The organism is Saccharibacillus brassicae (assembly GCF_006542275.1).
GTDB lineage: Bacteria > Bacillota > Bacilli > Paenibacillales > Paenibacillaceae > Saccharibacillus > Saccharibacillus brassicae.
Genome location: NZ_CP041217.1, coordinates 1,695,019 through 1,718,568, shown reverse-complemented (window position 1 = coordinate 1,718,568; position 23,550 = coordinate 1,695,019). Strand labels below are relative to the sequence as shown.

20 protein-coding genes and 1 riboswitch are annotated in these 23,550 nt (G+C 58.9%); of the genes, 14 read left to right on the top strand and 6 right to left on the bottom strand.

Translation table 11 applies throughout. The annotated features are described in order from the left end of the window. The first annotated feature begins 182 nt into the window (after positions 1–182). The 8 genes from kduI to FFV09_RS07135 all read left to right on the top strand — a co-directional run bounded on the left by kduI (position 183) and on the right by FFV09_RS07135 (position 7,725). Positions 183–1,016 carry a 5-dehydro-4-deoxy-D-glucuronate isomerase gene (gene kduI, locus FFV09_RS07170; protein WP_141447214.1) on the top strand — a complete coding sequence of 278 codons (834 nt, stop codon included), beginning with the start codon at positions 183–185 and terminating at the stop codon, positions 1,014–1,016. A 40-nt stretch (positions 1,017–1,056) separates the two neighbouring features. Next, the gene (locus tag FFV09_RS07165; RefSeq protein WP_141447213.1) at positions 1,057–1,836 is read left to right on the top strand and encodes a DeoR/GlpR family DNA-binding transcription regulator; all 780 of its coding nucleotides are present in this window, start codon (positions 1,057–1,059) and stop codon (positions 1,834–1,836) included. A gap of 37 nt (positions 1,837–1,873) precedes the next feature. Beyond that, positions 1,874–2,626: a 2-dehydro-3-deoxy-D-gluconate 5-dehydrogenase KduD gene (gene kduD, locus FFV09_RS07160; protein ID WP_141447212.1), complete on the top strand. Its 753-nt coding sequence runs from the start codon at positions 1,874–1,876 to the stop codon at positions 2,624–2,626. Positions 2,627–2,658: 32 nt separating this feature from the next. Continuing rightward, on the top strand, positions 2,659–3,519 hold the full coding sequence (locus FFV09_RS07155; protein WP_141447211.1) for a sugar phosphate isomerase/epimerase family protein: 861 nt from the start codon (positions 2,659–2,661) through the stop codon (positions 3,517–3,519). Between the two features lie 113 nt (positions 3,520–3,632). Next, complete coding sequence (locus FFV09_RS07150) at positions 3,633–4,460, top strand: SDR family NAD(P)-dependent oxidoreductase (protein ID WP_141447210.1); 828 nt, start codon at positions 3,633–3,635, stop codon at positions 4,458–4,460. Positions 4,461–4,796: 336 nt separating this feature from the next. After that, entirely contained in the window at positions 4,797–6,092 is a 1,296-nt protein-coding gene (locus FFV09_RS07145) for a homocysteine synthase (RefSeq protein ID WP_141447209.1), read from the top strand. Between the two features lie 273 nt (positions 6,093–6,365). After that, positions 6,366–7,325, top strand: a complete 960-nt coding sequence (gene trxB / locus FFV09_RS07140; protein WP_141447208.1) for a thioredoxin-disulfide reductase — start codon at positions 6,366–6,368, stop codon at positions 7,323–7,325. A gap of 169 nt (positions 7,326–7,494) precedes the next feature. Beyond that, positions 7,495–7,725 carry a glutaredoxin family protein gene (locus FFV09_RS07135; protein WP_141447207.1) on the top strand — a complete coding sequence of 77 codons (231 nt, stop codon included), beginning with the start codon at positions 7,495–7,497 and terminating at the stop codon, positions 7,723–7,725. Between the two features lie 739 nt (positions 7,726–8,464). Here FFV09_RS07135 and FFV09_RS07125 read toward each other — a convergent pair. Next, entirely contained in the window at positions 8,465–9,649 is a 1,185-nt protein-coding gene (locus FFV09_RS07125; protein ID WP_141447205.1) for an ROK family transcriptional regulator, read from the bottom strand. A gap of 238 nt (positions 9,650–9,887) precedes the next feature. Here FFV09_RS07125 and xylA point away from each other — a divergent pair, with 238 nt between their 5' ends. The 3 genes from xylA to FFV09_RS07110 all read left to right on the top strand — a co-directional run bounded on the left by xylA (position 9,888) and on the right by FFV09_RS07110 (position 14,543). Continuing rightward, positions 9,888–11,201 (top strand): xylose isomerase, encoded by a 1,314-nt coding sequence (gene xylA, locus FFV09_RS07120; RefSeq protein ID WP_141447204.1) that lies wholly within the window; start codon positions 9,888–9,890, stop codon positions 11,199–11,201. A 428-nt stretch (positions 11,202–11,629) separates the two neighbouring features. Then, on the top strand, positions 11,630–13,132 hold the full coding sequence (gene xylB, locus FFV09_RS07115) for a xylulokinase (RefSeq protein ID WP_141447203.1): 1,503 nt from the start codon (positions 11,630–11,632) through the stop codon (positions 13,130–13,132). A gap of 289 nt (positions 13,133–13,421) precedes the next feature. Beyond that, positions 13,422–14,543, top strand: coding sequence for a transglutaminase domain-containing protein (locus tag FFV09_RS07110; protein WP_141447202.1), 1,122 nt, complete (start codon positions 13,422–13,424; stop codon positions 14,541–14,543). 116 nt (positions 14,544–14,659) lie between these two features. On the opposite strand, the gene FFV09_RS07105 is transcribed toward FFV09_RS07110, so the two are convergent. Both FFV09_RS07105 and FFV09_RS07100 read right to left on the bottom strand, forming a co-directional pair. Next, the gene (locus FFV09_RS07105; protein ID WP_141447201.1) at positions 14,660–16,132 is read right to left on the bottom strand and encodes an amino acid permease; all 1,473 of its coding nucleotides are present in this window, start codon (positions 16,130–16,132) and stop codon (positions 14,660–14,662) included. 119 nt (positions 16,133–16,251) lie between these two features. After that, positions 16,252–16,440, bottom strand: a riboswitch (Lysine riboswitch). Positions 16,441–16,636: 196 nt separating this feature from the next. Then, on the bottom strand, positions 16,637–17,785 hold the full coding sequence (locus tag FFV09_RS07100; protein WP_141447200.1) for a virulence factor: 1,149 nt from the start codon (positions 17,783–17,785) through the stop codon (positions 16,637–16,639). Positions 17,786–17,953: 168 nt separating this feature from the next. Between FFV09_RS07100 and FFV09_RS07095 the strand changes: the two genes are divergently transcribed. Together FFV09_RS07095 and FFV09_RS07090 are read left to right on the top strand one after the other, a co-directional pair. Beyond that, positions 17,954–19,066 carry an MBL fold metallo-hydrolase gene (locus FFV09_RS07095; RefSeq protein ID WP_141447199.1) on the top strand — a complete coding sequence of 371 codons (1,113 nt, stop codon included), beginning with the start codon at positions 17,954–17,956 and terminating at the stop codon, positions 19,064–19,066. 206 nt (positions 19,067–19,272) lie between these two features. After that, positions 19,273–20,898, top strand: coding sequence for an ABC-F family ATP-binding cassette domain-containing protein (locus FFV09_RS07090; RefSeq protein ID WP_141447198.1), 1,626 nt, complete (start codon positions 19,273–19,275; stop codon positions 20,896–20,898). A 94-nt stretch (positions 20,899–20,992) separates the two neighbouring features. Here the strand turns inward: FFV09_RS07090 and FFV09_RS07085 are convergent, their stop codons facing one another. The 3 genes from FFV09_RS07085 to FFV09_RS07075 form a co-directional block, all read right to left on the bottom strand. After that, positions 20,993–21,175 carry a hypothetical protein gene (locus tag FFV09_RS07085; protein WP_141447197.1) on the bottom strand — a complete coding sequence of 61 codons (183 nt, stop codon included), beginning with the start codon at positions 21,173–21,175 and terminating at the stop codon, positions 20,993–20,995. Positions 21,176–21,436: 261 nt separating this feature from the next. After that, positions 21,437–22,222, bottom strand: coding sequence for a hypothetical protein (locus FFV09_RS07080; protein WP_141447196.1), 786 nt, complete (start codon positions 22,220–22,222; stop codon positions 21,437–21,439). 322 nt (positions 22,223–22,544) lie between these two features. Continuing rightward, a complete protein-coding gene (locus tag FFV09_RS07075) occupies positions 22,545–22,718 on the bottom strand; it encodes a DUF1328 domain-containing protein (RefSeq protein ID WP_141447195.1) in 174 nt (57 codons plus the stop codon). A 272-nt stretch (positions 22,719–22,990) separates the two neighbouring features. Here FFV09_RS07075 and FFV09_RS07070 point away from each other — a divergent pair, with 272 nt between their 5' ends. Further along, positions 22,991–23,509 (top strand): DUF948 domain-containing protein, encoded by a 519-nt coding sequence (locus FFV09_RS07070; protein ID WP_160441615.1) that lies wholly within the window; start codon positions 22,991–22,993, stop codon positions 23,507–23,509. The last annotated feature ends 41 nt before the right edge of the window (positions 23,510–23,550 follow it).

Here is a 23,550-nt window from a genome sequence, read left to right as displayed (position 1 = left end):
AAGCTGAATGTTTGCGCCGGCGCCGGAGAAGTTTTCTTTTTTACCGGAAAGTCTATACAAAAGGAAATAAAAGAACTAAAATGAACCTATATAAACGTTCATTTGCGTATTTGCGCTGGATAGCAGCATGAAGGGTCCGCCCGGCAAGTTCTTCACACTCCCAACCCGAAAGGATGAATGTTATGGAAAACCGTTATGCTTCGCACCCGAACGCCGTCAAGACTTTTGATACGACCCAACTGCGGGAGGAATTTTTGATCGAGACGCTGTTTGCGCCGGATCAACTTGTAACCGTTTACTCGCATGTGGACCGTTATATCGTCGGCTCCGCCGTGCCCGTATCGGGCGAGATCAAGCTGGAAGTCGATCTCAAGCAGATCGGCGCGGACTACTTCCTGGAGCGGCGCGAAGTCGGCATCATCAACGTGGGCGGCGAAGGTTCCGTGACGGCGGACGGCGAGACGTTCGAAGTCGGCAAAAACGAATGTCTGTACGTCGGCCTCGGCGTTCGCGACGTGACGTTCCGCAGCGCGGACGGCGGCAGCCCGGCCAGGTTCTACCTCGTCTCCACGCCGGCCCACAAAGCGTATCCGACCCGCAAAGCCGGTCAGGGCGAAGCGATCAAAGCGCATCTGGGCAGTATCGACAGCTCGAACGAGCGCACGATCAACAAGTACATCCTGCCGGGCGGCATCGAGAGCTGCCAGCTCGTCATGGGCATCACGGAGCTTGCACCGGGCAATATGTGGAACACGATGCCGTGCCATACGCATAACCGCCGCTCCGAAGTGTATCTGTATTTCAATATGCCGGAAGACGCCGCGGTGTTCCATTTCATGGGCGAGCCGCAGGAGACGCGCCATCTGGTCGTACGCAACCAGCAGGCCGTCATCTCGCCGAGCTGGTCGATCCACAGCGGCGTCGGCACGAACAATTACACGTTCTGCTGGGCGATGGGCGGCGAGAATCAGCTGTTCGACGATATGGACGCGGTGGACATGAAAGACTTAAAATAGAGCCTAATCACTTTTTGCGGAATAGGGGCTATATCGACACATGAACGCACTCAAACGGCACGAGAAAATTATGGAAATCCTGATCGAACGGCAGGAGATCGGCGTGGGCGAATTGAGCTCGCTGCTGGACGTGACCGGCAAGACGATTCGGGAAGATCTGGCGCGGCTCGAAGAAAAAGGGCTGCTGACGCGGGTGCACGGCGGAGCGATGCTGGCGCAAAACGACCAGTTCGGCATCTTGTCGCCCCGCGGAACGGGAGATCGGCACGCGGCGGAAAAAGCGGAAATCGCCGCCCGCGCGCTGCGTTATATCGAGCCGGGCGACATTATCGCGCTCGACGGCGGCGGGACGACGCTCGAGATGGCCCGCCAGCTGGAGAACGCGCCGCTGACCGTCATCACGAACGACCTGTTCATTCTCAGCGAGCTGGCGCGCAAAGACCGGATTCGGCTGGTCGTGCCGGGCGGCGAGCGCGTGCGCAACGTGCTGATCGGACCGGGCAGCGCGGACTTCGTGGGCGGGCTGAATATCAGCAAAGCGTTTCTGTCGGCGACCGCGCTGCATGCGGAACTGGGCGCTTCGATCTATACGGGCGATCTCGTGCCGTACAAAAAGGCGCTCGTCCGCACAGCCCGGCACGTATACGGCGTAGTCGAGCACCAGAAATTCGGCAACTTTGCGCTGTGGACGTTCGCGGACTGCGCGGACCTGGACGTGATCATTACCGACGGCGGGCTGGACGCGGCGCAGAAAGAACTTTTTGCGCGAAAAAACATCAGGCTGGACGACGGAAGTGGACAACCGGGCTATCCGGCGTAATCCGCTTCCGCGGTTCGGCGATATTCGGGAGGCACTCATGGGCATATTCGATCTAAGCGGCAAAGTGGCAATGGTAACGGGAGCAAGCGGCGGACTCGGTCAGGGGATGACGCTGGCGCTTGCGGAAGCGGGCGCGGACATCGTCGCCGTCTCGTTCAGTTCGTGCGCGGACACGGTAGCGAAAGTGCGGGCGCTCGGACGCCAGGCGTATGAGATCCAGGCCGATCTGAGCCAAAAAGAAGGACTGGAAAACGTCGTGGCCCGGGCGCTGGAAGCGGCGGGACGCATCGATATTCTGGTCAACAACGCAGGTATCATCCGGCGCACGCCGATTTCGCAGCACAGCTGGGACGATTTCGACGACGTGCTGGATCTGAACCTGAAGACCGTCTTCTACCTGACGCAGCTCGTCGGCAACCATATGGTCGAGCGCGGCAGCGGCAAAGTGATCAATATCGCGTCGATGCTGTCGTTCCAGGGCGGAATCAACGTGCCCGGCTATACGGCGAGCAAGCACGGCGTGGCCGGGTTGACCAAAGCGTTCGCGAACGAATGGGCTTCCAAAGGCGTGCAGGTGAACGCGATTGCGCCGGGCTATATGTCGACCGACAACACGGCGCCGATCCGCGAAGACAAAGAGCGGACCGATTCGATCACGACCCGCATACCGGCGGATCGCTGGGGCACCGCCGAAGACGTCGGCGGACCGGCCGTGTTCCTCGCTTCGTCGGCGGCCGATTACGTGAACGGTCATGTGCTCTGCGTCGACGGAGGCTGGATGAACCGCTAGACGGCCCGCACCCCACGAGGAGGAATCATAAGATGAAACTTGGCATTCTGGCCCATACGTACGGCAAGCTTCCGGCGGCGGAACTGGCGCGCAAAGTGGCGGACGAAGGCTTCACGTCCGTGCAGCTCGCGCTGCTCAAAGCGATCGGGGATATCGACTGCTCGCCCGGCAAATTGAGCCCGGGGCTTGCGAACCATATCGCCGAGACGTTCGACCGCGAAGGCGTGCGCATCGCCGTCCTCGGCTGCTATATCGATCCGGTGCATCCGGACGAGAGCGTGAGGCGCGCCGAAATCGCGCGCTTCAAAGAACATCTGCGCCTGGCGTGCGATTTCGGCTGCGGCCTCGTGGCGACGGAGACCGGTTCGATCCGGACGTATGCCGAATATCATCCGTCCGATTACGAAGCACGCGGCTGGGGCATCCTGCGGGAGAGCGTATCCGAATTGGCGGAAGAAGCGGAGAAATGGGGCGTGAAGCTTGCGATGGAACCGGTCGCCGGCCATACGCTGCATTCGCTCGACCATTTCCGCCGGCTGCTGGAAGAAGTGCCGTCTTCGACGATCGGGCTGCTGTTCGATGCGTGCAATCTGCTCAACGAAGAACGGCTGCCGCAGCAGGATCGACTGATCCGTGACGCGTTCGAGACGCTGGCCGACAAAATGGTGCTGATCCACGCCAAAGACGTGGACTTCGGCGAAGGCGGGCACTTTGCCGGCAGCGGACAGCCGCGGCTGGATCGGCCGATCGGCGAGGGCCTGCTGAACAAGGCGCTGCTGTACCGGCTGCTCAAAGAACACAAGCCGCATATCGATATTTCGATCGAAGGCGTCACGGCGAGCGAAGCGAAGCGTTCGGCCGATACGCTGCGCCGCATGTACGCGGAAGCCTGAACAGGCGGTTTGGCGTAAGGAATCGGGCGTTTCGCGCTTATGCGGGCTCCGGGCCGGGTAATGGGGCGTGAACGTCCATCTATCCCGATCTACGGCAAAAGGAGCGAACGCAAATGAGCAATCACGTGCTGGATTCGGAACAAGTTCTCGTAGCGCTCGTCACCGGCGGAGCCAAAGGCATCGGCCGCGGCATCTGCCACGTGCTGGCCCAGAAAGGCTATCGCATCGCGCTCACCTATCATTCGGATTCGGATGACCCGGAAGGCATCACCCGGGAACTGAAACATATTTACGCGGCGGACGCGTTTGCGCTGCAAAGCGACCTGACGCAGCCGGGCGAACCGCAGCGCGTCGTCGAAGGCGTATTGGAGCATTTCGGCCGCATCGATCTCGTCGTCAATAACGCCGGGCACGGATTTTCCGGCGAATTGATCGAACTGGAAGAGGAAAAGCTGGCGGCCATGATCGCGCTGGACTACACCGCGCCGGTGCTGCTGTCCAAATACGCGGTGCGGTCGATGATCGAGCGCGGCATCCGGGGCAGCGTCCTGTTTATCACTTCGTCCCGCGGCGAACGCGCCTATCCGGGCGACAGTATCTACGGCGGCATGAAAGCCGCGCTGATCCGCTCCTGCGGCTCTTTCGCCCTGGAATGGGCGCCGCACGGCATCCGCGCCAACTGCGTCGCGCCCGGCGCAACGGTCAACAAGCCGGAGCAGGATGCCCGGACCGAACCGCTGGGGCGGAAGATTCCGCTTGGGCGCATGGGCACGCCGTCGGACATCGGCGAGGCGATCGCCTGGCTGGCGTCCGACAAAGCCGCCTATATTACGGGCATCAATCTGCGGATCGACGGCGGGCTGATCCTGCCGGGCATGCCCGAAGACCTGTCCGAAGCGGCCGGTTACGGCTGGGGCTACATGCACCCGAAGCCGGACTGATCGCGCCGATGCTGCGCCGTTCTTCGTCCGGTACCTGATTCAAGCGGCTCCCGCAGGCGGAGCCGCTTTTTCATTCCATAACACACTAATCGGATCGGAATTTATTTTAAGGTCTTTTCATTCCTGCCCATCTGTGTAAGAATAAGAGCCAAGTACCGCGTTCAAGAACTAAAGACAAGGGAATTTCCCAATCGCTTGAAGGCATCCAGAGCTGCATGCGCAGGCGGAACGCATCGAACGGCCGCAAAGCGGCCGCAGTCGGTCCGCGGGCGGGAACAGGGGGAGATTCCGTTCACTATCCGGCGCAAGGCGCCGGCATTTCGGGAGGAATCGAACATGACGGAAGACAGAAAGCTTGCTTTTGAGACGCTCGCCGTACACGGCGGGCAGGAGATCGATCCGGTTACGGGAGCCCGCGCCGTGCCGCTGTACCAGACGACTTCTTACGGATTCCGCGATACGGAACATGCCGCGAACCTGTTCGGCCTCAAGGAATTCGGCAATATTTATACGCGTCTGATGAATCCGACGAGCGACGTGTTCGAGCAGCGCGTGGCCGCGCTCGAAGGCGGAGCCGGAGCGCTCGCGACCGCGTCCGGCCAGGCGGCGATCACGTTCTCGCTGCTGAACATCGCGGGAGCCGGAGACGAGATCGTCTCGTCGGCCAGCCTGTACGGCGGTACGTACAACCTGTTCGCCGTCACGCTGCCGAAGCTCGGCATCAAAGTGCATTTCGTCGATTCGAGCGATCCCGAGAACTTCCGCAGCGTCATCAACGAAAAGACCAAAGCGGTCTACGCGGAGACGATCGGCAACCCGCGCGGCGACGTGCTGGATATTCAGGCGGTGGCGGACATTGCCCACGAGCACGGCGTGCCGCTGATCGTGGACAATACGTTCCCGAGTCCGTACCTGCTGCGCCCGATCGAACACGGCGCGGACATCGTCGTGCATTCGGCTACCAAGTTCATCGGCGGCCACGGCACTTCGATCGGCGGCATCATCGTGGACGGCGGCAAGTTCGACTGGGCCGCGAGCGGACGCTTCCCGGGCTTGACCGAGCCCGACCCGAGCTATCAAGGCGTCGTCTACACCGAGGCGGTCGGCCCGATCGCCTACATCATCAAAGCGCGCGTGCAGCTGATGCGCGATCTGGGTGCAACGATCTCGCCGTTCAACTCCTGGCTGCTGCTGCAAGGGCTGGAGACGCTGCATCTGCGGATGGAGCGCCACAGCCAGAACGCGCTGGCCGTCGCCAAGTTCCTCGAAGGCCACGAGCGGGTCGAGTGGGTCAGCTACTCCGGCCTGCCGAGCCATCCGTCGCATGAATTGGCGCATAAGTATCTGCCGAAAGGGCAGGGCGCGATTCTGACATTCGGCATTCAGGGCGGAATCGAAGCCGGCAAAAAACTGATCGAGAGCGTCAAGCTGTTCTCGCATTTGGCGAACGTCGGCGACTCGAAGAGTCTGATCATCCACCCGGCGAGCACGACGCACCAGCAGCTCGGCGAACCGGAACAGATCGCGTCCGGCGTCCTGCCCGGCATGATCCGCCTGTCGATCGGCACCGAATCGATCGACGACATCCTGCACGATCTGGAGCAGGCGATCGCGGCTTCGGGTCAAGCCTGATCTCCGAACCCCGAACCGCCTTCGGCCGCCGGGGAAGAACAGGGAACAACGCGAACGGCCGCGCGAACGGCCTCATGAAGAACGATAGCAAAGCCCATTTTCCGCCGCGGCGGAAGATGGGCTTTTCGCTGCGCCGGCAGGCAGGCAGTTCATGAAATCTTCATTTTCATAGCGGGAAATTCAACTTGACACAATACATTTCAGGATTCATAATGAGAACTACATTGTAATCATTATAAAATAGGAATGACTGAGAAAGAGGAGGATCACCGTATGTATAAATCGATCATTGTCGGTACCGGACCCGCCGGACTGACTGCTGCTATCTATCTGGCTCGCGCCAACATGAGCCCGCTGATTATCGAAGGACCGCAGCCGGGCGGACAGCTCACGACGACGACCGAAGTCGAGAACTTCCCGGGCTTCCCGGATGGCATCATGGGCCCCGAACTGATGGACAATATGCGCAAGCAGGCCGAACGTTTCGGCGCCGAGTTCCGTACGGGCTGGGTCGAGAATGTCGATTTGTCGCAAAGACCTTTCAAGCTTAACGTGGAAGGGCTGGGCGAACTGGTCACCGACACGCTGATCATTTCGACCGGCGCAAGCGCCAAGTACCTCGGCATTCCGGGCGAAGAAGAGAACATCGGCATGGGCGTCAGCACCTGCGCCACGTGCGACGGATTCTTTTTCCGCGGCAAAGAAATCATCGTGGTCGGCGGCGGCGATTCCGCGATCGAAGAAGCGAACTTCCTGACCCGCTTCGCCACCAAAGTAACGCTCGTTCACCGCAGAGGCGAACTGCGCGCATCGAAGATCATGCAGGATCGGGCCCGCCAGAATCCGAAGATCGAATGGGCGCTCGACCATACGCCGCTTGAAGTGGTCAAAGGCGGCATGGAGCTGCAGGGCCTCAAAGTCCGCGACAACCGCACGGGCGAAGAGAAGCTGCTCGAAGCAAGCGGCGTGTTCGTCGCGATCGGGCACCATCCGAACACGGGCTTCCTGAACGGGCAGGTCACGACAGACGAGAACGGCTATATCGTCGTGACGCCGGGCACGAGCGAGACGAATATTCCGGGCGTGTTCGCCTGCGGCGACGTGCAGGACACGCGCTACCGTCAGGCGATTACGGCTGCGGGCAGCGGCTGCGCCGCGGCGATGGACTGCGAACGGTTCATCGAGAGTCTGGAATTTGCCGAAGCTGCCGCCGAAGCCGAAGCGGTCGTCTAAGCATCCATCCAAGCATCCGACCCGGCATCCGTTACGCCAGACCTGTTCTTTTTCACGCTTCCGATCGTTTCCGCGCTTGGTATTGCGGAGCGATCGCGTTACAATATAAGACGACGGATATCCAATCAACAGCCAGTCCAATAATAGAGCGAAAAGGTGGAGAGAGTATATGGCAACCGCAATCGTATACACCAAAACGACTTGTCCGCACTGCACGCAGGTCAAAACTTATCTGAATGCAAAAGGCGTCACGTACGAAGAGCGCAACATCGAGCAGAGCGACGCTTTCGCGCAGCAGGTGTGGGATATGGGTCTGCGCGCCGTACCGGTTACGGTAATCGGCGACGCGAAGATCGTGGGCATGAACAAGCTGCAGCTGGAAAAAGCGTTGAACGCGTAAATCCGGATTTCAAGTAGTAACGCATCATGCATAAGCAAATTGAAAAGGCGAAGCCCCTTGGGGCTTCGCCTTCAGTGTGTCGGGAAACCCGGTTCTCCAGCGCGGAGAACCGGGTTTTTTGCATGAACGGTGGATACAAGGCAAGGGAGGTGTGAGCATTCTAATGGATTCAGAGGACGCTTAGAATGAAATGGGGCTTGTTTTTGGCGAAAAAAAGGTGATAAAAAGCAGCTAACGGAACTACGATCCGTTAAAAGTTTGGGGAGGCTTGGTTGGGTATTCTAAAGGACATACAATCCGTTAGCCGAGCCGAGCCGAGCCGAGCCGAGCCGAGCCGAGCCGAGCCGAGCCGAGCCGAGCCGAGCCGAGCCGAGCCGAGCCGAGCCGAGCCGAGCCGAGCCGAGCCGAGCCGGATTGCTCTTTTTATCGGCAAGCGTGGGGGCTCGTCAGCGCCTTGCCCGGCACGCAGCGTGCCTGGCCGCTTAATTCGGATCAAAAGTCAGCATTTTATGCGAAAAAGCTGCTCAAAAAGCAAAAAGCTGACCGGAAGTCAGCTTTTTGCTTCGATAGGGCCTGTCCAAAGCGAATTTTGAAGAAAAAGTGGACGGGAAGTCAGCATTTCTTCTGAACAAGCCGTTCAAACAGCAAAATGTGGATTCCAGGTCAGCATCAGGCAGGAGAGCCTTTTCGCCTGTCCGTGTTCGGACGGTCAGTTGGGCCGTCGGCGCCTCGCTGCCCGCTACAGCGAGACGCGGACGCGGCCGAGAAACTGCGAGACGGCCAGATGCGCCGCGCCAAGCGCCGCCGAGCGGCTGCCCAGCTCCGAGAACGAGACGGCCAGCTCGCGCCGGTGATACGGCAGCGCCCGCTGCGCGATCTCCGCGAGCATGGCGGGCTCGATCCAGGCTTTCGCTTCGGTCAACGGCCCGCCGACGACGATCTTCTCGGGATTGAAGCCGTTGACGAGATTGGTGATGCCGATCCCGAGCCTGCGGCCGATCTCGGCGTACATCGCAAGCGTCCCGGCATCGCCGAGGCTCGCCCGCTCCGTCAGCTCCCGCGTCGTGAGCACCGGCATGTCCCGCGCCGGCTCCGCCTGCTCCAGTCCGTCGGCATAGGCGTAAGCCCGCTCCGACGCGTACAGTTCCCAACATCCCCGGCTGCCGCAGCTGCACAGCCGGCCGTCGCTTTCGATCGACATATGGCCGGTCTCGCCGGCGTAGCCCCACGCGCCTTTGTACAGCTGTCCGTCGATAATCATGCCGGAACCGATGCCCATGCCCGCGCTGACGTAGACGAGATGCCGCACATGCCGGCCGGCGCCGTATTCGCGTTCGCCCGCCGCGCCGGCATTCGCTTCGTTGTCGACGACGACGGACACGCCGAATTCGGCTTCGAGCCGACTCTTGAGATCGACGCCTTCCCAGCCGAGGTTGGGCGCGTACAAGATGACGCCGTCTTCGTCGACCATGCCCGGTACGCCGATCCCGATGCCGATCAGCCCGTACGGCGTATGCGGCGCCGCTTCAAGCAGCGGCGCGGTCACTTCCCGGATCGCCGCAAAAGCCGATTCCGGATCGTGATCCGCAAGCGGCGCGCTGCGTTCCAGCAGGATGCGTCCGCGCAGATCCGTCAGCGCCGCCTTGACCGCGGTGACGCCGAGCTCGATCCCGACCGCGCAGCCCGCCGCGGCGTTGAACAGCAGCATGAGCGGCTTGCGCCCGCCGCTGGACTGTCCCGGCCCGGTCTCCTCGACCAACTGCTGCTCCAGCAGTTCCGTCGTCAGATTGGAGACGGTCGCCTTGTTGAGCCCGGTCCGTTCCGAGACGTCCGTGCGCGACAGCGGCCCTTTTCTGCGAATCGTGTCCAGCACGATCGATTTGTTCAATTTTTTCACGAGCGCCTGATCCCCGGTCACCCTCATTTCGATTCCTCCATCCGTGCCTCAAACCTCTTGTTATCTTAATCCAAACGTCCCGGGAAAAGAAGGTCGCCGCGCAAACTCCCTGTGCCGTGTAGGTTGGTAACGTTATCATCTTCTGATTATAACGTACCCGAAGTTTTTGCGAAAGACTTAGTTTATCCAATAGACAAAGTTTTTGCGATGTGCTAGGATATCCATGTAAACGATTTCCGCGAACCTACGAGGAGGCATTTCTTACATGGCTTATTTTGAAAATATCGGTAAAGTGGCTTACGAAGGCAGTCAGTCGCAAAATCCATTCGCTTTTAAATTTTACAATGCGGACGAGGTTGTCGCAGGCAAGAAAATGTCCGAACACCTGAAATTCTCGATGGCTTACTGGCACACGCTGACGGCGGAAGGCAACGATCCGTTCGGCGACACGACGGCGATCCGTCCGTGGCATTCCTACAAAGGCATGGACATGGCCAAAGCCCGCGTCGAAGCCGGCTTCGAGTTCATGGACAAAATGGGACTGGAGTACTTCTGTTTCCACGATATCGACATTACGCCTGAAGGATCGACGCTCAAGGAGTTTTTCGCGAACATCGACACGATCGTCGACCTGATTGAGACCCACATGAAATCGACCGGCAAAAAACTGCTGTGGAACACGGCCAACATGTTCACGAACCCGCGCTTCGTTCATGGCGCGGCCTCGACGAACAATGCGGACGTCTACGCCCACGCAGCGGCCCAAATCAAAAAAGGTCTTGAAGTCGGCAAACGTCTCGGCGGCGAGAACTACGTCTTCTGGGGCGGACGCGAAGGGTATATGTCCCTGCTCAACACGGACATGAAGCTGGAGCAGGACAATATCGCCCGCATGTTCCACATGGCGGTCGACTATGCCAAGGAAATCGGCTTCGATGCCCAATTCCTGATCGAACCGAAACCGAAAGAGCCGACGAAGCACCAATACGACTTCGACGCGGCGACTTCGATCGCGTTCCTGCAAAAGTACAACCTCGACAAAGACTTCAAGCTTAACCTGGAAGCCAACCACGCGACGCTTGCCGGCCACACGTTCGAACACGAACTGCGCGTAGCCCGCATTAACGGCATGCTCGGTTCGCTCGACGCCAACCAGGGCGACATGCTGCTGGGCTGGGATACCGACGAGTTCCCGGTTAACGTCTACGATTCGACACTGACGATGTACGAAGTGTTGAAGAACGACGGCCTGGGCAAAGGCGGCATTAACTTCGACGCCAAAGTGCGCCGCGACTCTTTCGAAGCCGACGACCTGTTCCTGGCTCATATCGCCGGTATGGACACATACGCCAAAGGCCTCAAAGTCGCAGCCAAGCTGATCGAAGACGGTGCGTTCGATAAAGTGATCGAAGAACGCTACAGCAGCTTCTCCGAAGGCATCGGCGCCGATATCGTAGCCGGCAAGACGACTCTGGCTTCCCTGTCGGAGTATGCGATGAATAATGAGAACCCGCGCCCGAATAAATCGGGACGTCAAGAGCTGCTTCAAGCTGTGCTTAACCAATATATTTATGGTTAAAGGAACGAAACTCGCCGACCCCTCCGGGCAAGGCGAATTGAGTTCCCGCGCCAAGCGATAATCTTTACACGCCGGATCCCCCCAATCCGGCTCCGCGCCTAGCGACTTTTAAATGTTTTAAATCTTCTCAAAAAAAGCCGGCAATTCGACCGGCTAAGCCGCAGCTTACGCTTATCTCTGGATCTGAATCCTTCAGGTTTCACTTGTTTGGTGCTCGTTGAACCTTCGGGCTTCCCCCGTTCGGTTTTCATCGAACCTCCCAGGTCCCCCCAGCGATTTCCGCCGCGGCCGTCAGGGTTCCACACATACAGAATCGCATAAGCGATCACCGCTTTATAATCGGACGGCTTCCCGCAAGCTCCCTTCGGGGAGGGGAGCCGTCCTTTTATCTTTATTCGTAAGCTCCACACCCAAAGGAGGAACCACCTATGACTTACGTAATCGGGATCGACCTCGGCACGAGCGCCGTCAAATCGGTGCTCGTAGACCGCACAGGCAACGTCGTCCGCGAAGAATCGGAACAATATCCGCTGTACCAGCCGAAGCCGGGCTACAGCGAGCAGGAAGCGGAAGACTGGGTCGAGAAGACCGTGCTGTCGCTGAACAAGCTGCTCGCAGCAAGCGGCGTGCAGCCGGAAGAGATCGAAGGCATCAGCTTCTCCGGCCAGATGCACGGACTGGTGCTCGTCGGCGAAGACGGCCGGGCGCTGCGCCGCGCCATCCTCTGGAACGACACGCGCACGACGCCGCAGTGCCGCAAGATCGAGCAGGTGCTCGGCGACAAGCTGCTGAAGATCGCGCGCAACCGCGCGCTGGAAGGCTTCACGCTGCCGAAAATTCTCTGGGTGCAGGAGCACGAGCCGGAAATCCTGGATCAGGCTGCGCTGTTCCTGCTGCCCAAAGACTACGTGCGCCTGCGCCTGACCGGCCAGGCCGCGATGGACTATTCGGACGCGGCCGGCACGCTGCTGCTGGACGTGGGCGGCAAGCGCTGGAGCGAAGAGATCGGCGCGGCGTTCGGCCTCAAGCCGTCGCTGTTCCCGGAACTCGTCGAATCGTTCGACGATACGGGCGCGCTGCTGCCCGAGATGCAGCAGCGTACCGGCCTGACGGGCGCGACGCGCGTCTACGCGGGCGGAGCGGACAACGCCTGCGGCGCGATCGGCGCGGGCATCCTGAGCGAAGGCCAGACGATGTGCAGCATCGGCACGTCGGGCGTCGTGCTCTCGTACGAGACGCGCCGCGACCTGGACTTCGAAGGCAAAGTGCATTTCTTCAACCACAGCGAAAAAGACGCCTTCTACATTATGGGCGTCACGCTTGCGGCCGGCTACAGCATGCAGTGGTTCCGCGAAACGTTCGGCGGCGGCGTCTCCTTCGAGGAACTGCTCGGCGGCATCGGCGAAGTATCGCCGGGCGCGAACGGCCTGCTGTTCACGCCGTATATCGTCGGCGAACGTACGCCGCACCCGGACGCGGACATCCGGGGCAGCTTTATCGGCATCGACGCCAGCCACAAGCTGCCGCATTTCGCCCGGGCCGTGATGGAAGGCATCACGTTCTCGCTGCGCGAATCGATCGATATCCTGCGCGCGGCCGGCAAGACGGTCGACAAAGTGGTCTCGATCGGCGGCGGCGCCAAAAACAAGGAATGGCTGCAAATGCAGGCGGACGTATTCGGCGCCGACGTCGTCAAGCTCGAAAGCGAGCAGGGCCCGGCGATGGGCGCGGCGATGCTGGCCGCTTTCGGCAGCGGCTGGTTCGAGACGCTGCAGGACTGCGCAAGCGAGTTTATCCGCGAATCGGTGACGTACAAGCCGGACGCGGAGCGCGCGCAGACGTATGACCGACTGTTCGCCGTCTACCAGGACGTCTATGGACAGACGGCCGAATTGAATCGCAAACTGTCCGCTTTCCGCGGCGGCAGCTAAAGCCCGCGCCGGGTTCGCACCCGACGTCGATACGATGCGAAAAGCCGTTTGCCCGATTTCGGGGCAGCGGCTTTTTGCCGTGCGCACGCGCCAAAATATCGGGAAACAGCAGGAAGTTGCTTTTTGACGGGAGACGTTCATAATAAAATGGGGGGCTTTTTGAGTCGTCCAACCGAATGTAAGACCAAATAAACGACCCAATGAAATGATACGGCGCGATAACGAAAAACGATCCGAATACCGATATAAGGAAAGAGACTTTCGTCAATAAAGGGGAGAATGCAGGCACATGAAGGGAAAAGCAAAAAGACAGCTGTTGAAAGTGGGCACGGCACTCGCACTGGTGACGGGAAGCACGGTCGGAGGATTCCAGCCTCTATGGGCGACTCCGTCCGCAAGCGCCGCATCCGTATCGCAGACCCAGGCGCAGGCTCAGCTGCAAAATCAGCTGTTTCAGGCGCTGTCGGCGCATAAGGACAGCGTGAAGCTGACTTATTCCGGCGGGATCGACCAACTGAAAAGAGCGATCGAACCCGCGCTGGACGCGGCGATTGCCCAGAACCCATACATTCATTACACGATGAAAGGCTACGCCTATTCGCTGAGCGGCAGCCGTTCGTCCGCCACCGCCACGGTGAAGCTCACGTACCGGGAAACGGCCGAGCAGAGCGCTTACGTCCATCAGCAGGTCGGAGCGGCGCTCAAGCGGATCGTCACGCCGGGCATGAACGATCACCAGAAAGTCAAAGCGATCCACGACTGGGTCGTGCGTACGCTGAAATACGATACGACGCTGTCGAAATTCACGGCGTACGAAGGGCTCAAGACGGGCAGCACCGTCTGTCAGGGCTACGCGCTGCTCACGTACGACATGCTGAAGCAGGCCGGGTTCGAGACGAATATCGTCGAAGGCTACGTCGGCAGCGAAGCGCACGCCTGGAACATGGTGAAGCTGGACGGCAAATGGTATCAGATCGATACGACATGGGACGATCCGGTGCCGGACCGCGGCGATCGCGTGTCGACTTCGTATTATCTCGTGACCGACGAGCAGTTGAAGCAGGATCACACGTGGAAAACGGCCCATTATCCCAAAGCGGTCACGCCCTACAACGAGACGGTGGACAGCCTGATCGCCCAAGGGGTAAAAGGGGCCAAAGAACTGCGGGTCGCGCTTGGCTACTCGGCGACTTCGTCCACGCTCGTCACGACGGCGGCGGTGCTGCAGCAGGTCGTAAAAGCGGCCGACGGCGACGGGCAGAGCAGCCTGACGTTCCGTTACAAAGGCACGAAGTCCAAGCTCAAAAACGATCTGCTGACGTTGTACGGACAGGGTCTGTCGCCGATCGGCTACACGAGCAAATCGCTTGCCGGCGCCAACAACTGGCAGGTTACGCTGTATTGGAGTTAAGGGATACCGAGTGGGAATCAAGCGAGATTAAGCGAGCCGCATGAAAGCCAGGCATACGAAAAGAGCCCGCGTACCGGACAACCGGTACCAGGCTCTTTTTTATGGGAGAAGACAGGTTACAGATCGCTGCCGCGCCCGTTCAGGTCGCATTCTTCCAGCGGTACGATTTTGGTGCCTTTGACCCGTTTGTAGCCGAACCACAGGATCAGGAACAGCGGCACGCTCAAGTAAGTCGCGATGAAGCCCATCCAGTCGACGTTTCCGTTCTCGATCGTGGACAGGCTCTGGCCGACGATGACGAAGAGGCAGAGCGCAAAAGCGAACAGCGGTCCGAACGGGAACCAGCGCGCCCGGTAAGGCAGTTCGTCCAGGCTGCGGCCCTGCTTGATAAACGCGCGGCGGAAGCGGTAATGGCTGACCGCGATGCCGACCCACGTGATGAAGCCGCACATGCCGGACGCGTTGAGCAGCCAGCTGTAGACGACTCCGTCACCGAAAAACGAAGCGAGGAACGCGAGCATGCCGACGGCTGCCGTCATGATCAGCGCGTTGATCGGCACGCCGCCGCGGGTCAGCCGCGCCAGGAACTTCGGCGCTTTGCCTTCGATCGCGAGCGCGTACAGCATCCGGGTGGACGCGTACATGCCGGAGTTGCCGGCCGAGAGCACGGACGTCAGGATGATCGCGTTCATGACGGCCGCCGCGAATGCGAAGCCGGCTCGTTCGAACACGAGCGTGAACGGGCTGACGCCGATCTGGTCCAGCTCGCCGTTCAGCAGGTTCGGATCGGTGTACGGAATGAGCAGGCCGATCACGAAAATGGCCAGGATGTAGAAGATCAGGATGCGCCAGAACACCTGGCGGATCGCACGCGGCACGTTGCGGCGCGGATCTTCGCTCTCGCCGGCGGCCACGCCGATCAGCTCGGTGCCCTGGAACGAGAAGCCGGCGGCCATGAAGACGCCGAGGAAGGCGAGGAAGCCGCCGTTAAACGGAGCGTCCCCGGTCGTGAAGTTGCTGAAGCCGACCGATTCGCCGCCCATGACGCCGAAGATCATCGCCACGCCGATAATCAGGAACAAGACGACGGTCACGATCTTGATCAGGGCGAACCAGTATTCGGCTTCGCCGTAAGCGCGGACGGACATGGCGTTCAGCAGGAACAAGATGGCCAGGAACAGCACGCTCCAGAGAAACGACGAGCTGCCCGGGAACCAGTATTTGATGATCAGCGTGGCGGCGGCAAGCTCCGCTGCGATCGTGACGGCCCAGTTGTACCAGTAGTTCCAGCCCATGGCGAAGCCGAGGGCGGGATCGACGAAGCGGCCCGCGTACGAGCTGAACGAGCCGGGCTCCGGCGAGTAGGTCGCAAGTTCGCCGAGGCTGGTCATGAGAAAATAGACCATGATGCCGACGGCGGCGTAGGCGAGCAGCGCGCCGCCGGGACCGGCTCCGGCGATCGCCCCGCCGCTTGCGAGGAACAGTCCCGTGCCGATCGCGCCGCCGAGGGCGATCATGGTCATATGGCGGGCTTGAAGCCCTTTTTTCAGTTGAGACGCCTGAGGCGCTTTTTCGTGCGATGCTGTCATGGGAAGTCAACTCTCCTCGTGTGGGTTTGAAAATTCACGAAAAGAAGCGTACGGCAAAAAGCCGGAAGACGCGGGTCCGCCGGCTGGGGCCTATTCCGCATCGCAAAATCGCTTCGTTTCGTGAAGATAGCTCAACATCCGCCCTGCGGCGGATGACAGTTCCGTTCCTTGTCGGAGACGGGCCCAACGCGGGATTCAGGTCAGAGAAATCCGCGCTTCGGCGGGTGCGCCTTTCCAGGCCGGCTTCTTTGGCGCTCTGCTGCGCCTCTGCCGGTGTACTGATCGCCACCGCAACCTCTACCTCATCAACGCTTCGAACTGCGGTGCGATGAGGGAATGCCTATTGAATTCGGACAAACAAGTCCGGAGTAACAAAAAAAGCCCTGCATTCGCAGGGCGAACAACTTTCACAGTATACGGGATTGCCCCGCGTGAGGCAACCCTATTTCGCGCAATCTTTCCCGCACCGTGCCCGGCAGGTCCAAGGCCGGCCGGGCGGCCGTTTTACGCCGGGTCGCCCGGCTTCTGGCGGCTCTTGGCCATCTGCTGCCAGATGGTACCGGCCGCTTCCTCGCCGGAATCGATCCGCTCCAGCGCCATGCGCGCCTGCAGCCCGACTTCGAATTCCGGATCGTTCGACGCCTGTTCCAGCGCTTCCCGGGCGTCGGCGGTGCCGACTTCGTACAGGAAGCGCGCGGCGCGCCAGCGGACGATCTTGCTGACGTCGGTCAGCGATTCCAGCATGACCTGGGTCGCGGACGGATCGCCGATGTCCGACAGCGTATCGCCGGCCGTCCGGCGCACGGCCGGCGAGCCGTCCTTCATGGCCCGGAACAGCAGCTGCATCGCTTCCGGCGTCTTGAGGTCGCCGAGATAGACGACGGCCAACCGGCGGATCTGCATCTTGTCGTCGCCCAGCGCGCGTTCGATCAGCGGCAGCGTCTGCTCGCTCGCTTCCATCGCTTCAAGCGCCGCGTAGCGGCGGCGCCAGTCGTCGCCGGCCAGCGTCTCTTCGATCTCGGCCTGCGACCATTCCCGGCGCTGCTCCACGAATTCTTCCGCTTTTGCGCCGTGGGCAATCGCCTGCTTGATGACGCGTTCCAGCCGCTCCTGCGGGAAGGCCGCTTCAAGTTCCTGTTCCACTTCGCGCGCGATATCCGGCAGGTCGCCGTAGCGCACGCCGTAATCGGTCAGCTTGCGTTCCTTGATCATCGTGGCGCTCGCGACTTCCGTCACGGCGTCGACAAAACGCTGGGCCAGGCCGATCCGTTCTTCCTGCAGGCCGGATTTGACCCGGATCTGCATCGGGATGCCGCGGAAGAACTGGACGAACACCTGCGCTTCGCCGAAATGGCCGGCCGCGTCTTCGATGTCCGAGTCGACCGGCAGGTCCGAGCGGCTGCCGAACACTTCCTGGACGCCGGACAAGATGGCGGGCCAGTCCGCGCCGGGCTTGCGGTCGATCGCCATGAAGTCCGTCGTGTGGAAAATGCTTTTGACGCCTTCGACGTGCAGCAGCCGCGCGATGATCGGCGGGGCGGAGCGTTCGTTGTCCAGCGTATATGTTTTGCGAATGCCCGCTTCCAGTGTCTCGTCCAGATGAAGCTTCATCGTATTCGGGCTGGGAGTAGGTTCGATCAATTTGATTTCCATGGGGTAATCAAGCCTCCTTCATATCTTTATTTTACACGCCGCCGTAATAATTGTCACAATCTTGTGCCTGCCGAATCGCGAATCGTAAAAAAATTGAGCTTTCTTAGTCGATATAAGGAAAGAGAGGGTAATGAGAGAGAGAGGCAGTCTAGCGAAGGAGGAACGGATATGCCGAAGGTGAAGTACCTGAACGCAAACAATACCCCGATGGGGAAAACGCTCAAAGAACATCGCGACCGGCATCTGCACCGTAGACGCAAAAAGCGCGATTATTCGTATATCATCCCGAGTCAGCCGGCCAAGCTGGATTACCTGACGGACAACCGCGACGATGTAACGATTACGTGGGTCGGCCATTCCACTTTCCTGATCCAGTACGCGGGACTGAACATCCTGACCGATCCGATCTGGGCCAAACGGATGGGGATCGGCAAGCGCCTGACCGAACCGGGCATTCCGATCGAGAAAGTGCCGCCCGTCGATTTGATCCTGATCTCCCATTCCCACTACGACCATATGCATATCGCGTCGATTCGCAAGCTGCAAAGCCCGAAGACGCAAATTATTGTACCGGTCGGCCTCAAGAAAAAGCTGGCGCGCAAGCAGGTCGGTCCCTGCATCGAGCTGGCCTGGTGGGAAGAGATCGTCGTACAAGGCGTGCGCATCACGTTCGTCCCGACCCAGCACTGGACGCGCCGGACGTTGTTCGACGCGAACACGTCGCATTGGGGCGGGTTCGTGCTGGAGCCGGCGGATGCGGTCAAAGTGACGCCCGGCAAGGTGGTCGGCACGTCCAAGGCGCCGGCGGGAGAAGCGGCCGACAGAGCAGAAGCGGGCGGAGAAGAATCGGATGGAGAAGAAGCGAAGTGCGGCCGGTGGAGCGAGACGTTGAACGCCAACGTGTCGGCCGACGGCCGGCCGCTTCCGCCGACCGTGTATTTTGCGGGAGACAGCGGTTATTTTGCCGGCTTCCGCGAGATCGGGGACCGCTTCCCGATCCATATTACGCTGATGCCGATCGGCGCCTACGAACCCGAATGGTTCATGGGGCCCCAGCATATGAATCCGGAGCAGGCGCTGCAGGCGTTCCGCGACGTCGGCGCCGAGATCATGATTCCGATGCATTTCGGCACGTTCAAGCTGTCCGACGATACGGCCGAAGAAGCGCTGGCGCGCCTGGAAGCCGAGCGCGAGCGGACCCGCACGTCGCGGGACTGCATCAAGCTTATGGCGCACGGCGAGACGATGATCGTGCACGCGCAGCAGAAGATGATCGAATAGCGGGCCAACCGCCCCGGCGCGCCGGGGCGGTTTTTGGCGCGTGCGGGCGTCGAAGCTGCGAAAATTTGCGGAAAACAGTCAGGAAATGTCTTATGGAGCGCCGTTTTGTGCTATAATAAGCTTTTGAAAAGTACCCTTGTTCTTTCGGAACCGAAAGACGACTCAAGCGTTTAACGAAAAGTTTATAATAAAGGATGGGAATGCACATGATCAGTACAAGCGGCATTACGCTTCGCTACGGCAAGCGGCCACTTTTTGAAGACGTCAACATTCAATTCAACCCGGGCAACTGCTACGGCCTGATCGGCGCGAACGGCGCCGGCAAATCGACGTTCCTGAAGATCCTCTCCGGAGAGATCGAAGCGAACCAGGGCGAAGTCTCCATCACACCGGGCGAACGCCTGGCCGTCCTGAAACAGAACCATTTCGAATACGACGAGTATCCGGTACTGGAAACGGTCATTATGGGCCACAGCCGTCTCTATTCGATCATGAAAGAAAAAGACGAGCTGTACGCGAAAAGCGATTTCTCCGAAGCGGACGGCATTCGTGCCGGCGAGCTGGAAGGCGACTTCGCGGAACTGAACGGCTGGGATGCCGAGTCCGACGCGGCTGCGCTCCTGATCGGTCTGGGCATTTCGCGCGACCTGCACGAAAAGAAAATGGACGAGCTGAGCGGCAACGAGAAAGTCCGCGTCCTGCTGGCTCAAGCCCTGTTCGGCACTCCGCAGATTCTGCTGCTGGATGAGCCTACCAACCACTTGGACATCGAATCGATCAACTGGCTGGAAAACTTCCTGATGAGCTACGAAGGCACCGTCATCGTCGTTTCTCACGACCGGCACTTCCTGAACAAAGTATGTACGCATATCGCGGACATCGACTTCGGCAAAATCCAGCTGTACGTCGGCAACTACGATTTCTGGTACGAGTCGAGCCAGCTCGCCCTGCGCCTCGTGCGCGACCAGAACAAGAAAAAAGAAGAGAAGATCAAAGAACTGCAAGCGTTCGTGCAGCGCTTCTCGGCGAATGCCTCGAAATCGAAGCAGGCCACTTCGCGGAAGAAACAGCTGGAGAAGATCTCGCTTGACGATATTCGTCCTTCCAACCGCAAATATCCGTTCATCAACTTCAAGCCGGAACGCGAAGCGGGCAAGCAGCTGCTGACGATCGAGAACCTGAGCAAGTCTATCGAAGGCGAGAAAGTGCTCGACAACTTCAATCTGGTCGTCAACAAAGGCGACAAGATCGCGTTCGTCGGCCCTTACGGCATGCCGAAATCGACGCTGTTCGATATCGTGATGGGCGAGATGGAAGCGGACGGCGGCGAATACACATGGGGCGTCACGACGACCCAGGCGTATTTCCCCAAAGATAACTCCGCTTACTTCGAAGGCGTCAACCTGAGCCTCGTCGAATGGCTGCGCCAGTATTCGAACGAACAGGACGAGACGTTCCTGCGCGGCTTCCTCGGCCGCATGCTGTTCGCGGGCGAAGAAGGCCTGAAGAAAGCAAGCGTCCTGTCCGGTGGCGAGAAAGTCCGCTGCATGCTGGCCAAGATGATGCTCAACGGCGCCAACGCGCTGATCATGGACGAGCCGACCAACCACTTGGATCTGGAATCCATTACGGCGCTCAACAACGGCCTGATCGATTTCGACGGCACGCTGCTGTTCGTGTCCCATGACCATCAGTTCATTCAGACGATCGCCAACCGCATCGTGGAGATTACGCCGAACGGCGTCATCGACCGCGTCATGACGTACGACGAATACCTGGAGAACGAAGAAGTCAAAGAACTGCGCAATCGCATGTATACGGTACAGGTGTAAGTTTTCCCGCCTGATGCCCACGCATTGAAAAAGCCCCTTGTCCGGTATGAACCGGATAAGGGGCTTTTGCTGCTGCCAGGGCGCAAGGATACGTTTACGATCCTCCGGTACGGCGGCGCTGATTATTCGCTTTTTTGTTGTTTTGGGTCGTCAACTTTTTGGGGTCGTTGCCATGGAAGCCGCTTTTGTTCGAACCGTTCTGCTGTTTTTTCTGCTCCAGCTTGCTGCGGATCGCTTCGGCCAGATCGACTTTTCGGGTCCCTTTTTCTTCGGTCATGCGGAACTCCTCCTCGCTGCGCGGCCCGGATGCCGTCCTTGAGAGACGAACGTTCGGGCGCGGATTTCTTACTTTATCTTATCCGCTTTCAGGCGGCGGGACAAGCGCCAAATTCGGCGTTCGTCCGCCGGAGTCCCGCCCGTCGAATTCGCTGGGCGGCCCGGCGCGTGCAGAGAGCGGTCCCGTATCGGGGATGCGCGCCAAAAAGCACCGGCGTAAGCCGGTGCTTTGAAGGAAAACGAGCGTGCGAGGAAGTATCGATTACTCGACTACGATCCAAGCCATACCCATCCAAGTGTAGATTTCTACCCATTGGCCGCTTGCAGGATCAGTCTGGCCTTTGCCAGTCGTATCGAGCTTTTGGGGTCCGAGGTAGCCGATCATCGTGCCGCCTGGGGATTTGTAGAACGGTGTCATACCCGTCAGTTGAATCGTAGGAGTCGGGTTAACGGATACTTTCGAAGGATCGTTGGCGATAACCGGGCTTCCTGGCATCATGCCCGTAGTCGGGTTAACCATGAAGTTCGGCAGGGCGCCGCTGCTGATGCTTTGCAGCAGAGTGTTGAACGCGTTAACGTCCGCAGCTGCCGTGAATGGGTTGCTTGCGCTCGAAGACAGGACGTAAGTCACGCCGCCGCTTGTGTTGAGGGCTTTACCCATAGCATCTTTGTTTGTCATGCTGTTCCATACGCCGCTGTCATAGCCGCGGATCGAAGCGAACACGACTGGTGTAGCGTTGGAATCCGTAGGAGTGTATGTAAATTCAACCAGGTATACGCCGGCTTCTCCGCGTGCTTGCAGAGCTGCTGCGTCGAACTCTTGGCTTTTTACTCTTTCGTTCCAAGCCGTTGGGTTTGTGAAGCTGAAAGCGTTTTTGCTTGCAGTGAACTTCGAAGAAGTTGTGCCGGTAACCGGAGCGGTGTAAGTCGTGTCCGTAACCGTTGCAGGCGTTGTTGTTGGAGCTGGAGTTGTTTCAGCTGCCGAAGCGGCTGTCGCCATCGTGCCCATCAGCAGGGCCGAAGCTGTAAGAGTAACTAATTTTTTCATAAAGTGAACCTCCTTGGTATTTTGGGAGCTTGTTTGCTCCATCCTGCTATAACAATAAACTAGACCTTAGTCGGTTGAACCATTTCTTCACAAAAAAATTACGGAATCGTAACTTGTTTTTGCAAGCGCTTGAAGTTTACATATGCCGCGAGAAAATTGCTATAATGATAATGCCAGGTAAATCGCTTGAAAAAAGCGTCTGAATAGAGGTCAAAATAGAGGTCGAAAAAAGAAAATGAATTTTGTCGAAAAAACAAAAAAAACCGCCCCCGAAGGAGCGGCTTGGCAAACCGTTGACTTGCTGTACGAATATTAGGGAATGTTATCTGCGGGCTCCGCCGCGTCCCCGGCCGAAGAACAGCGAGATGACGAACAAAGCCAGGAACACCCAGAACAACACTTTGAAAATTGCCGCTGCCGCTTCGATGATGCCGACGAATCCGAAGATGCCGAGCACGACCGCGATCACGAGCAGGATCAAAGACCATTTGACCATGACCTTCATCCTCCTTTCAGTATGTAGAATCAAGTGCGGGAAAACCTTCGGACTAATAGTAGGAAACCGAAAGGTTCAAGAAGGCTTCGGGTTCCCTGCGTCTCGTAGACAGACATTAACCGGGCACTTTGTCATTGAAACAAAGCTTACATCGGCATTCACGGCGTTGTTTTCGCTTTTGTTTCGGGTCAAAAACCTCAGGGTAACTATGGAGTAGCGCATGAGAGAGTTTCATCCATCATCGAAAAAACGGACGAGAAGAAAGCGAGGTTTTGAATTTGGAAATTTGGCAGTGGGCTGTGCTTATCGTAGCCTTGGCGTTTGTAGCGTTGGTGATCTTCCTGATCAAAATGCTGCAAGCGGGAACCAAGACGCTGGAAAATACGGCACAAACGTTGAAAGAAGTACAGAAGACGATGGACGAGCTGACTTACGAGGTCAAACAGATCGTTCGGCACACGAACGATATCGCGCTGGATGCCAACCACAAGCTCAAGCAGTTGGATCCGGTCATGGAATCGGTCAAAAACCTCGGACAGCTGCTTAACGAAGTCACGCTGGTGTCGCAGCAGTATTCGCACCGCATGATCGAAAAAGCGAAGCATCACCGGGAAAACAAAGAAAAGCAAAAACACGAGCATGAAGGCGCGGCGATGCTTCCGGAATCCGGACACAGCAAAACCGTTCGTTCTTACGAAGCCACTTACGGATCGGGAGAAAAAGCCGGTGCGCAAAAAATCGTGCAATGGGTCGATACGGGCGTATCGATTTGGCAGAAATTCCGCCGCTAAGCGAACCTCGGTCCAGGTCTAACAAGCAGTGACGGTTTGCC

Bases quoted from the DNA above. Each gene is read 5' to 3' on its own strand.
- kduI (WP_141447214.1), top strand. From the start codon at position 183: ATGGAAAACCGTTATGCTTCGCACCCGAACGCCGTCAAGACTTTTGAT.
- FFV09_RS07165 (WP_141447213.1), top strand. From the start codon at position 1,057: ATGAACGCACTCAAACGGCACGAGAAAATTATGGAAATCCTGATCGAA.
- kduD (WP_141447212.1), top strand. From the start codon at position 1,874: ATGGGCATATTCGATCTAAGCGGCAAAGTGGCAATGGTAACGGGAGCA.
- FFV09_RS07155 (WP_141447211.1), top strand. From the start codon at position 2,659: ATGAAACTTGGCATTCTGGCCCATACGTACGGCAAGCTTCCGGCGGCG.
- FFV09_RS07150 (WP_141447210.1), top strand. From the start codon at position 3,633: ATGAGCAATCACGTGCTGGATTCGGAACAAGTTCTCGTAGCGCTCGTC.
- FFV09_RS07145 (WP_141447209.1), top strand. From the start codon at position 4,797: ATGACGGAAGACAGAAAGCTTGCTTTTGAGACGCTCGCCGTACACGGC.
- trxB (WP_141447208.1), top strand. From the start codon at position 6,366: ATGTATAAATCGATCATTGTCGGTACCGGACCCGCCGGACTGACTGCT.
- FFV09_RS07135 (WP_141447207.1), top strand. From the start codon at position 7,495: ATGGCAACCGCAATCGTATACACCAAAACGACTTGTCCGCACTGCACG.
- FFV09_RS07125 (WP_141447205.1), bottom strand. From the start codon at position 9,649: ATGAGGGTGACCGGGGATCAGGCGCTCGTGAAAAAATTGAACAAATCG.
- xylA (WP_141447204.1), top strand. From the start codon at position 9,888: ATGGCTTATTTTGAAAATATCGGTAAAGTGGCTTACGAAGGCAGTCAG.
- xylB (WP_141447203.1), top strand. From the start codon at position 11,630: ATGACTTACGTAATCGGGATCGACCTCGGCACGAGCGCCGTCAAATCG.
- FFV09_RS07110 (WP_141447202.1), top strand. From the start codon at position 13,422: ATGAAGGGAAAAGCAAAAAGACAGCTGTTGAAAGTGGGCACGGCACTC.
- FFV09_RS07105 (WP_141447201.1), bottom strand. From the start codon at position 16,132: ATGACAGCATCGCACGAAAAAGCGCCTCAGGCGTCTCAACTGAAAAAA.
- FFV09_RS07100 (WP_141447200.1), bottom strand. From the start codon at position 17,785: ATGGAAATCAAATTGATCGAACCTACTCCCAGCCCGAATACGATGAAG.
- FFV09_RS07095 (WP_141447199.1), top strand. From the start codon at position 17,954: ATGCCGAAGGTGAAGTACCTGAACGCAAACAATACCCCGATGGGGAAA.
- FFV09_RS07090 (WP_141447198.1), top strand. From the start codon at position 19,273: ATGATCAGTACAAGCGGCATTACGCTTCGCTACGGCAAGCGGCCACTT.
- FFV09_RS07085 (WP_141447197.1), bottom strand. From the start codon at position 21,175: ATGACCGAAGAAAAAGGGACCCGAAAAGTCGATCTGGCCGAAGCGATC.
- FFV09_RS07080 (WP_141447196.1), bottom strand. From the start codon at position 22,222: ATGAAAAAATTAGTTACTCTTACAGCTTCGGCCCTGCTGATGGGCACG.
- FFV09_RS07075 (WP_141447195.1), bottom strand. From the start codon at position 22,718: ATGGTCAAATGGTCTTTGATCCTGCTCGTGATCGCGGTCGTGCTCGGC.